Source organism: Nostoc sp. CCY0012 (assembly GCF_963920855.1).
Taxonomy (GTDB): Bacteria; Cyanobacteriota; Cyanobacteriia; order Cyanobacteriales; family Nostocaceae; genus Cyanocohniella.
Genome location: NZ_CAWUDM010000071.1, coordinates 22,197 through 31,860 on the forward strand (window position 1 = coordinate 22,197; position 9,664 = coordinate 31,860).

Sequence of the window (9,664 nt, forward strand, 5' to 3'; positions counted from 1 at the left end):
TTCGGAAAATCTAACTCCCATTTATTTTTAATTGGTAGTCCTAACGCACCAAAAAACATTGATGGTGCGTTGCGCTGCGCTAACTTCTAAATCAGGAAATCAAAGTCTCTCTCCTGCGAGGAGAGAGATTTAGAGAGAGGTTTTCCAGATACCGTGAAAAGTTAGGCGACAACATACCCTTGTATCTTAGAAGAAGTGGTAGACCATAGGACACAACCCCAATCCCATCACCGTCTAGCTAATTCCGGGGTACGCCCTGTTAAACCAATCATCAACTTGAGGGCAAACACTTTTAACACGGGTACTCGCCGCATGAGCCATAAACCTAAGCGACGAATGACTACTAATGGGAAGAAGTTGTTAGAAAACATCCGATCTAACAAATCAGTGAAGCCTAAGATTGTCAGGTTTTCTCGCTTACGCCAACTTTCATAGCGTTTGAGGATTTTAATATTACCGATATCTTCACCTGCTGTATGGGCTTTTTGGATTACTTGTGCTAAGGCTGCGGCATCCCGAATACCCAAATTTAAACCTTGTCCGCCGACGGGATGACAATTGTGGGCGGCATCACCAATTAAGGCTAATCTAGGTAGGACATAGCGATCGCTTTGCATGAGTTGTACTTGAAAAATAAAGCGATCGCCTAGTAATTCCAACTTACCCATATGATCACCATAGCGACGGCTGAGTTCTCCTAAAAATTGCTCGTCATCTAAGGCACACAAGGCTTTGGCTTCTTCATGAGGGGCTGTCCAGACAATCCGACAACGGTTCCCCGGTAACGGTAATATCGCAAATGGGCCGCTAGTCCAAAATCTTTCGTAGGCGGTATTGTTGTGGGATTTTTCTGGTTTGACAAATGCTACAATACAAGATTGCCAATATTTCCACCCAAAGGTTTTAATACCCGCAGCTTCCCGAATCCGCGATCGTGAGCCATCGGCTGCCACCAGTAATCTACTACGGACTGTTTGAATTTTGTCAGCAATTTTGATATCTACGGCTACTATGTCCTGTTGGTATTGCGTTTTTACCACTTCCGCCGGACAAAGATAAGTCACATTGGTACAATTTTGCACAAATTCCTGCAAAGGCTGTAGCAGTGCTTGGTGTTCAGCGACATAACCTAGTTCTGGCTTACCTATATCATCTGTGGCAAATTCCACCACATCGGGATAATCGGCATCAGACAGGCGAACTTGGCAATATTTGGCAATTTGCGGCGATATTTGATCCCAAACTCCAATACCCTGGTAAATGAGTGCCGAAAGCATATGAACTGCGTAGGCTTGCCCTTTGGCTACTGCTGCTGATGCGACTCTGGCCTCAATCAGCAGGACACTCAAGCCAGAATCTTTTAAAGCAGAGGCTAGGGTTAAGCCAATAATTCCACCACCGACAATTACCAAATCATAATCATATCCCTGGGGATTTGGTGGTGTTTGTGGAAGAGAAAGAGTTTGATGAACCTGTGTGAGCGCCATTGTTAAGATAAGTTAAGGCATCCTAGCTATTATTTTTACGCAATTACGCTATTTAGAGCAAGTTGATTCAGAGGCTAAGGGCGCTGAGGCTAGCGATTAAGGAAAAAGAAAAATTTTCATGTTGGGAGTAATGATTGATGAAGTTAATTTCTGAACCATCGATTCCTGTGAAAATACATAAGATGAAGGAACGGGTGCGATGGCTTGATCCTCAGATTGTCTCACAAGGGATCGACCAAACCAGTATGGTCATTGATGACGGTAAGGAGGATAATCCGGAATTTTCCTTTATGGTAATTGGTGATACTGGGACAAAATTGCATTATGGTCAACATCCCCAACGCAAAGTCGCGGAACTGATGCTTCCCCACAAAGACGAGTGTAGTTTTGTCTTACACACTGGCGATGTGATTTATACGGTTGGTTCCCATGAATATTACGCAGAGAAATTTATTGAACCTTATCGGGAATTTCTGCAAGGTGGCGACAACCCAGAAAAGATTCCCTATGACCAAATGGTGTTTAATCTGCCGTTTTTGCCTGTGCCGGGTAATCACGATTACTATGATGTCCCGTTAATGTATCGTTTGTTCATCGGCAGTACGCTACGATTACGGCGGATGCTACGTTACAAAGATATTGAGATTGGCTGGCATGGATCAAATCAAGGTGATGCTTATGCTAAGGCATTTATTGATTATCTCGCTGCGATCGCTTCACCGGCAGATTTACAACTACATTTAGAACAACACTATACTGCAAAAACTCACACGGGGCGCTGCTTACGTTATCAACCAGGAAAATTTACCCGTGTTCCTAACCGATATTATACTTTTCGTTATGGTGGAATTGACTTTTTTGCCCTAGATTCTAATACCTTTAACGACCCCTCACCTTTACCAAAGACTCCAGAGGGTAAAATCGACCGCACAGCCTTACAAAAGCGTCGTCAAGAGATAGACCATGAAGAAGTGCAGATTTTAGCAGCGTGTGACAAACTTAACGCCAATAAATCAGCAGATGCGGAAAAAATCGATTATCTCAATGCCAAATTAGACCAAATTAATGAAATCAAAATCGATATTGAAAAGCAATTGGCTTCAGACACTATGGCCATGATTGATTTTGAGCAACTTGATTGGTTACGCAGCAGACTCATCGAATCTTGGAACACCTCAGAAGTACGGGGAAGAATTATTTATTTTCACCATCCACCCTACGTTACAGAAGCTACAAAGTGGAATCAGGCGCAAACCTTAGCAGTTCGCCACCGCCTACGCTGGGTATTTACACAAGTAGCAGAAACTTTAGGTTCCTTAGTAAAAGAACGTCCCATAGTCGATTTAATATTAAACGGCCACGCTCACTGTTTAGAATATCTCCGCACAGTTGATACAGGATATGCCGATTCTCACATCAACTGTATTATTGCCGGTGGTAGTGGACATTTACCCCGACGCCAGCGTTTAGAAGGAACTGAATTAGAGGAGATTTTTACCGATATTCCCGGTCGTCCCGCGCGGAAAGTTGCCGATTCCCTACTATTTTTTGGTCGGAATGGTCACAATGAATATAGGCGATTTCCGTATTCATGTGTACGCATTGACGTTCAAGATGGTAATCCACCCAAATTTATTGTCAGACCTTTAGTAGCCGAACGTTTTGGTGAACAATGGCACACGCCTGAAATTCAGCCATTCGTGATTTAAACTCAAAAAGTTCAGCGTACCTCTGCATTTATCAAAATGAAACAATTGATACTGCTTACCTTCTTAATACTAGGGAGTTTTTTCTTTAACCCAACTACCGCAGCCATTGCAGATACAGGAACCAACACCGTTTACAAACAGTTAGCGCACCCAAGCCCCGATGGTATCGGCAAAAACTACATGGGGCGAGAAATTGCCAAAGTCATGGGACATACAGGTGTAGGTTGGCTAGAACGCAGCAGTCGGGAAGGAGAAGAACAACCAAGTAAAGTAGTAAGTGCGTTAAATTTACAAGCCGATGATGTAGTGGCTGATATTGGTGCAGGTACAGGTTACTTCAGCTTTCGCATGGCGCCATTATTAACAGAGGGAAAAGTTTTGGCTGTAGATATTCAGCCGGAAATGTTAGATATTCTTGAGTTTTTCAAACAAGAGAAAAATATTCCGAATGTTGAACCTATTTTGGCAACACTGACTAATCCTAACCTCCCACCTGACAGCGTAGATTTAGCATTGATGGTTGATGCTTATCATGAGTTTGCGTATCCCCAGGAAGTGATGCAAGGAATTGTCCAAGCCTTAAAACAAGGTGGACGGGTCGTGTTGGTGGAGTACCGGGGTGAAAATCCGTTTATTATGATTAAACGGCTGCACAAGATGACTCAAAAACAAGTGCGTAAAGAAATGCAAGCTGTTGGTTTAGTTTGGCGGGAAACCAAAAACTTATTACCCCAACAGCATTTGATGGTGTTTGAAAAGCAAACTTCTAATAATTCGTAATTACGAAGTTGGGTTGTGTGTGAGTTTTATGACAAGGGTTTTAAACTGACACTTTTGGTTGTACTATCCCAAATTATCCAGTTACAGGAGTTGTCTACTTCTTCGGCGTTATTTGTCACTTTAAAATATACCTTATCTTTGCCCTTGGGTTCAATGGCAAAGTCGGCATTTTGGGCATACACAACTTTGAAACCTTTATCTCTTAAACAATACATGGCCCAAGCTTTTAATGATTGCTTATGTGGTTCGTGGGGAATTGGTGGGTTGGTGATTGTTTCTGCGATAACTTGAAACATTTGCATTGGTTCTCTCATCAAAATAAGTTAATTTTTTACTTATTTACCATAAATATAGTAGCTCCAAATGAGTTGCCAATAAATCTATTATCTATTACTCATTACTTACCATAGGACTCACAATGGGAATTGCGATCGTAAACTCGGTTCCCATACCCAAGGGAGAATTGACTTCCATGATGCCATTATGTTTTTCCACGATAATTTGATGGGAAATAGACAAGCCAAGTCCCGTACCTTTACCAACAGATTTTGTGGTAAACAAAGGTTCAAATAGCCGTTGTTTGATCCGCTCAGGGACACCAATTCCATTATCAGCAATCCGAATTACAGCCCAATTTTGTGTATTTATTTCTGTGGTAATTTTAATTTGAGGAATGTGATTTTTTATTTTGCCTTGGTTAATAATTTCATCAATAGCATCAATTGCGTTTGCCAGGAGGTTCATAAATACTTGATTCATCTCGCCGACATAGCAGTTTACTTGTGGTAATGTTCCATAATTCTTAATAACTTCAATGGAGGGGCGATCGCCATTACCTTTGAGGCGGTGTTGTAAAATCAGTAACGTACTGTCCAGCCCGAGGTGCAAATCCGCAGGTATTTTGGCATCGCTATCCGAGCGAGAGAAGCAGCGGAGTGAATTAGAAAGGTGCTGAATGCGTTCAGATCCTAATTTAAGTGAACTCACAATTTTTCCTAAATCTTCGAGAACAAAGTTCAGATCTAAGGCTTCAATAAAAGTGGTAATTTTGGCTGTTGGGTGGGGATACTCTTGTTCATATAGTAGGAGCAGCTCGGTTATTGCGGCAATGTATTCCTTTAAAGGCGGGATATTGTTGGTGATAAAGCTGATGGGATTATTCATTTCGTGAGCAATACCAGCGATTAATTCTCCCAATGTCGAGAGTTTTTCTTGCTGTACCAGTTTGACTTGTGCTTGTTGTAAAGCAGAAGTGCGATCGCTGACTTGTTTTTCTAAAGATTCAGTTAATTGCTTGACTTAGATCTTGCACCTAACTGGGTAAACACGCAAAAAGCGAATAAAGGATGCAAAATATTACAGTAAGTGAAAGCATAGTTCAAATAAAATAAAGTAATCAATAATACTTAAAACTCACTATTAGTACGGTGTTTGCTGCCAAAACAATAAGATGCAGGGATGCTGCACGTTTCAAAGGGGATGGCCATCATAAAATCGTCAGATTTGCATTTGAAACTAAAAACATGAGAAAAAAGGCGTGAAATACCGAATTAAACAAAGCACTAAGAAAATGCTTGCTCACGCCCAAGAATTAGTTTACAACCTCAAAGAGTTGATGCCGACGCCATACCAAAAAGATAATTTAGAAACAATGCTGGCCTTATTTTTAGAGGCACAAGGCCGCCCATTACCCCAACACAGTAAAACGAAATCCCCAAGTGCTATTAGCCGATTTTTAAATATAAATCCTTGGTCAACTAGGGAGATGATTAGGTTAGTTCGCCGCCAGATATTACAAACAGTTTTAAAGATATTATCTTTACCTACTCCAGGAAGAAAACCTTTTTTACAAGTCATTATTGACTTAACAACTTTAGAAAAATGCGGCAAGTTTTCAGGATTTGGAGATTTGATTAGAGTTTATAATGGCAAGCGTGGTCTACATATAGTCGTTATTTATTTAGTCATAGGAAAATGGCGTATTCCTTGGAATTTCAGGATTTGGAGAGGTAAAGGAACTCCATCACCTGCACAGCTAGGACTGAAACTTGTTCAACGTTTACCAAAAATGTTAACCCAACGCTTTGAGACTATTATTTTAGCTGATACAGCCTTTGGTAGTATAGAATTCCTTGAAGGTGTTCGTCGGCTGAAATATCATGCTGTTACAGGTGTTGCTATTAGCCGTAAGCTAGCCGACGGTAGGCTTTTAAGACGTTTACATAAGCAGGGTCAACAGGTTTATCTATTTGGTTTAAGCTTTCCTGTTACTATTTCTTGGTATTACTTAAAGCGCGATAATGGCAAACTAGAAAAACGTTTTGTTTTATCTACTCGCCCGATTAAAGCTTCTACCCTCAAATGGTGGGGTAAACGTCGTTGGCAGATTGAAGGATGGTTCAAAACCGCAAAGCATCGTTTTGGTTTGCATCGCTTTGGGCAAGGAACTCTGCTGGGTATGTATCGTTGGCTTATCCTTTCGCTAACTGCCTACCTCATTGCCCATTGGACTTATCTTCATCTTCAGCCTGCATCACCGCCTGATTGGGGTCAAGCGGCACAAGTAGCCCTTGAATTTATTTTTCCACAAATAGTTGTGTATCTTCTTTTACTCAATATTGAACGCCTTAGTTGCCTTGCACGTAGTTGTGGTTTTAACATTCAAATTTCCAGGTGCAAGATGTGAGTTGAGTTGTAAATGCACGCGTACTCTAGCGATAACTTCTTCTTGAGCGAATGGTTTAGGGATATAATCTACTGCACCCAGAGAAAAACCTTTAGTTTTGCTTTGCGTATCTGCCAAGGCTGTGGTAAAAATAACGGGAATGTTTTGAGTCACAGGATTAGCTTTCAGGCGACAACAGGTTTCAAATCCGTCAATACCTGGCATTTGTACATCCAGTAAAATCAAATCTGGTTGATTACGTTCTGCTTGGGCGATCGCACTTTCGCCATCGACTGCAACACGGAAGCGTAAACCTTCTCCAGTGAGTGCTGCGGATAAGACAGACAAATTGGTCGGATTATCATCAACAATTAGAATAAATCCGTTACTAAAAAACTTGCTCATGATCCATGTAAAGGTGAAGTTTATTTACGCCAAATCAATTTATGTATTGTTGAATAAATGTTTCTAAACGTTTGAGTTGAAAGTTGCTAGCTAACTGGATGATTTGGCGAGCAAAGGCACTTAAATGCTCATCAGATACAGCAAGTTTTTGAGCTATTTCTAAAATTGTTTGAATATCTCCATCTTGGGACAATTTAAAAAATTCTTGTAAAATTTCTGGGGTAGGAGGAATGATATTTACTGACAGATTAGAACTATTTACATCAGTTTTGCTAGTTGTATTTGTTTTGTTTTCATATAGCCATTCCAGGTGCAAAAATTTTCGCAGTAATTCTAGTAGCGTTTCCACTTCTATCGGCTTTGGCAGAAAGGCATCTGCACCGACATCAATACTTTTATATTGGTCAACAGCAAAGACACTAGCTGACGAAGCAATCACAGATGTGTCTTTAAATTGCTCAGACTGACGCAAGCTTTTAATAAACTCAAATCCATCCATTTCTGGCATCACTAAGTCAGTAATAATCAAGTCTGGCTGATGGGCTTTAATTTTTTCCCATCCTTCTTGACCATGACTAGCTTCAACAACAGTAAATCCTATCGGCTCTAGTAAATTGACCATTATCGAGCGATTTTCCCATCTGTCATCAGCAATCAAAATTGTGCGTTTTTCTCCTTGATAACCAAGAATAGTTCCTTGCTCAACTATTCTGGAAACCTTAGCCCAGTCTCGAGATTCTGGTAATTCTAAATCAAACCAAAAAGTGCTGCCTACACCAAATTCACTTGTTACTTGAATCTGACTATTCATCAAAGAAATAATTCTTTGGGTAATGGCTAATCCTAAGCCTGTACCTTCGGTTTGTCTTTTCTGGTTTCCTACTTGCTCAAAAGGCAAAAAGATTTTATTGACTTGCTCAGGCGTCATTCCTGTACCTGTATCTGCTATTTCAAAGCGAATTTTATATATGATTTTTCCATTGTCATTTTCTCCTCGATTAATAACCTTAATTTTGAAAGTGACACTACCTTGTTGAGTAAATTTAATAGCGTTACCAAGCAAGTTAATTAATACTTGCCGCAAGCGTTTTTCATCAGCACGAACTCCTGTTGGTAAATCAGGGTCAAGTTGCAGATAAAAATTGATCACTTTTTGTTCGGCTCGGATGCGACAAATTTCACTTACACTGTCTAGAAACGCAGGTAAATAAAAATCAATGGAATTTAATTCCAACTTTCTGGCTTCAATTTTAGCGAGATCCAAAACATCATTAATCAGGGTTAATAGATGAGAGCCACATTCATAAATAATGCTGATTCCTTTTCTGCCTTTTTCAGTTAAAGATTCTGTACGCTGAAGGATTTGTGTATAGCCAAGAATACCGTTGAGAGGTGTGCGTAACTCATGACTCATGTTGGCGAGAAATTCACTCTTGGCTTGGTTGGAGTTATTAGCTATTTCCTCTGCTTGGCGTAATTCTTTTTCAATGCGCTTGCGTTGGACAATTTCATCTGCAAGCACTCGATTGATAGCTTCTAATTGAGTGGGACTAGGTAATGTGAGAGCTTGAGGTATGAGATAAATTAATGCAAATGCCGTATATATAGAAACAATGGCCGTGATAGCTTTAAGTCCACCTGCAATCCAATAATCAGGATGCCAAAGCGTCCAAATTTCCATTAAATGTCCAGTACCACAGGCAATGATAAAAGCACCAAATAATAGAAAAACTCTGTTAAATGGAACGTCTCTGCGTTGAGAAATAAAATAAATCAGTAAAATAGGAATAGAATAATAGGCTAAGGCAATGGTGGCATCAGAGATAATGTGGAGCCACACTAGTCCAGTTTTCCAGAGATAACAATGTCCGTGGGGAATAAAACCGTTTGAGTAAAAAAATGCCAACATGATGCTAGTTGGATTTGCTATGTATGTTTGTAAACTAAGTATTCCCAAACATTGCGTGTAACTAGCATGGGAACCAGAGAAAGTTTTCTGGTTAGCTTACTGTCAAAATAGTTCTACATATCATTCGATAGATACCAAAAAACGACCCAAGTTAGCTGGAATATCCAGATCAATTCAGGTTTTTTGGGTCATTTTGTCAAAATTCTACTTTGGAAAAACCAAATATTTTATGATACTAATGTTGTGTGCGGATCGCAACGAATTTCAATCATAAAGCCATCAGGATCATAAAAGTATACACCTCTACCAGTGGGCCGGGTAACTGGGCCATGAGCGATCGCAATGTGATTTTCCTGCAATACTGCCAATGCTTGCTCAAATAATCGCGGATCGATGTCAAAGGCTAAATGGTATGCTCTAGTGAAAGTTTTTTCTGGATTAGGATCTGGTGGTGCTAATTCTGGTTCCCAAAATAAATCAAGAATTGTGCCATCGGGGGTGACGAAATTGGCAACTTTCCCGGCGTTGACAAGTTCCACTAGGGTAGCAGGTACTTCGGCCCCGGTGAGTTCGTGCAAACCCAGAATATGACCGTAAAAGTGTTGAGAAGCTTGCATATTTTGGACGTTAAGGGCAATATGATGTACCTTTCGGAGCTTAACGGGTGACAAGGCAGTTGAAGATGAGATGTGGCAACAATTTGAGAAAA

7 protein-coding genes and 2 pseudogenes are annotated in these 9,664 nt (G+C 40.4%); 3 read left to right on the plus strand and 6 right to left on the minus strand.

Translation table 11 applies throughout. From position 1 onward, the window contains the following. Nucleotides 1–227: 227 nt before the first annotated feature. Entirely contained in the window at nucleotides 228–1,487 is a 1,260-nt protein-coding gene (locus ACM0OS_RS19350) for an FAD-dependent hydroxylase (protein ID WP_414544830.1), read from the minus strand. A gap of 137 nt (nucleotides 1,488–1,624) precedes the next feature. On the opposite strand from ACM0OS_RS19350, the gene ACM0OS_RS19355 reads away from it, so the two are divergent. Together ACM0OS_RS19355 and ACM0OS_RS19360 are read left to right on the plus strand one after the other, a co-directional pair. Further along, the gene (locus tag ACM0OS_RS19355; protein ID WP_414544831.1) at nucleotides 1,625–3,196 is read left to right on the plus strand and encodes a metallophosphoesterase family protein; all 1,572 of its coding nucleotides are present in this window, start codon (nucleotides 1,625–1,627) and stop codon (nucleotides 3,194–3,196) included. Nucleotides 3,197–3,232: 36 nt separating this feature from the next. After that, the gene (locus ACM0OS_RS19360; RefSeq protein WP_414544832.1) at nucleotides 3,233–3,976 is read left to right on the plus strand and encodes a class I SAM-dependent methyltransferase; all 744 of its coding nucleotides are present in this window, start codon (nucleotides 3,233–3,235) and stop codon (nucleotides 3,974–3,976) included. A gap of 26 nt (nucleotides 3,977–4,002) precedes the next feature. Here ACM0OS_RS19360 and ACM0OS_RS19365 read toward each other — a convergent pair whose 3' ends face one another. Together ACM0OS_RS19365 and ACM0OS_RS19370 are read right to left on the minus strand one after the other, a co-directional pair. After that, on the minus strand, nucleotides 4,003–4,278 hold the full coding sequence (locus ACM0OS_RS19365; RefSeq protein ID WP_414544833.1) for a hypothetical protein: 276 nt from the start codon (nucleotides 4,276–4,278) through the stop codon (nucleotides 4,003–4,005). Nucleotides 4,279–4,366: 88 nt separating this feature from the next. Next, complete coding sequence (locus tag ACM0OS_RS19370; RefSeq protein WP_414544834.1) at nucleotides 4,367–5,173, minus strand: sensor histidine kinase; 807 nt, start codon at nucleotides 5,171–5,173, stop codon at nucleotides 4,367–4,369. Nucleotides 5,174–5,546: 373 nt separating this feature from the next. Between ACM0OS_RS19370 and ACM0OS_RS19375 the strand changes: the two are divergent. Then, nucleotides 5,547–6,605 (plus strand): annotated as a pseudogene (locus tag ACM0OS_RS19375) (transposase); the annotation flags it as partial. A gap of 60 nt (nucleotides 6,606–6,665) precedes the next feature. On the opposite strand, the pseudogene ACM0OS_RS19380 reads toward ACM0OS_RS19375, so the two are convergent. From ACM0OS_RS19380 to ACM0OS_RS19390, 3 genes and pseudogenes are all read right to left on the minus strand, one after another. Further along, nucleotides 6,666–7,046 (minus strand): annotated as a pseudogene (locus tag ACM0OS_RS19380) (response regulator); the annotation flags it as partial. Between the two features lie 34 nt (nucleotides 7,047–7,080). After that, a complete protein-coding gene (locus tag ACM0OS_RS19385; RefSeq protein ID WP_414544835.1) occupies nucleotides 7,081–8,955 on the minus strand; it encodes an ATP-binding protein in 1,875 nt (624 codons plus the stop codon). 227 nt (nucleotides 8,956–9,182) lie between these two features. Further along, nucleotides 9,183–9,644: a VOC family protein gene (locus ACM0OS_RS19390; RefSeq protein WP_414544836.1), complete on the minus strand. Its 462-nt coding sequence runs from the start codon at nucleotides 9,642–9,644 to the stop codon at nucleotides 9,183–9,185. Between the last annotated feature and the right edge of the window lie 20 nt (nucleotides 9,645–9,664).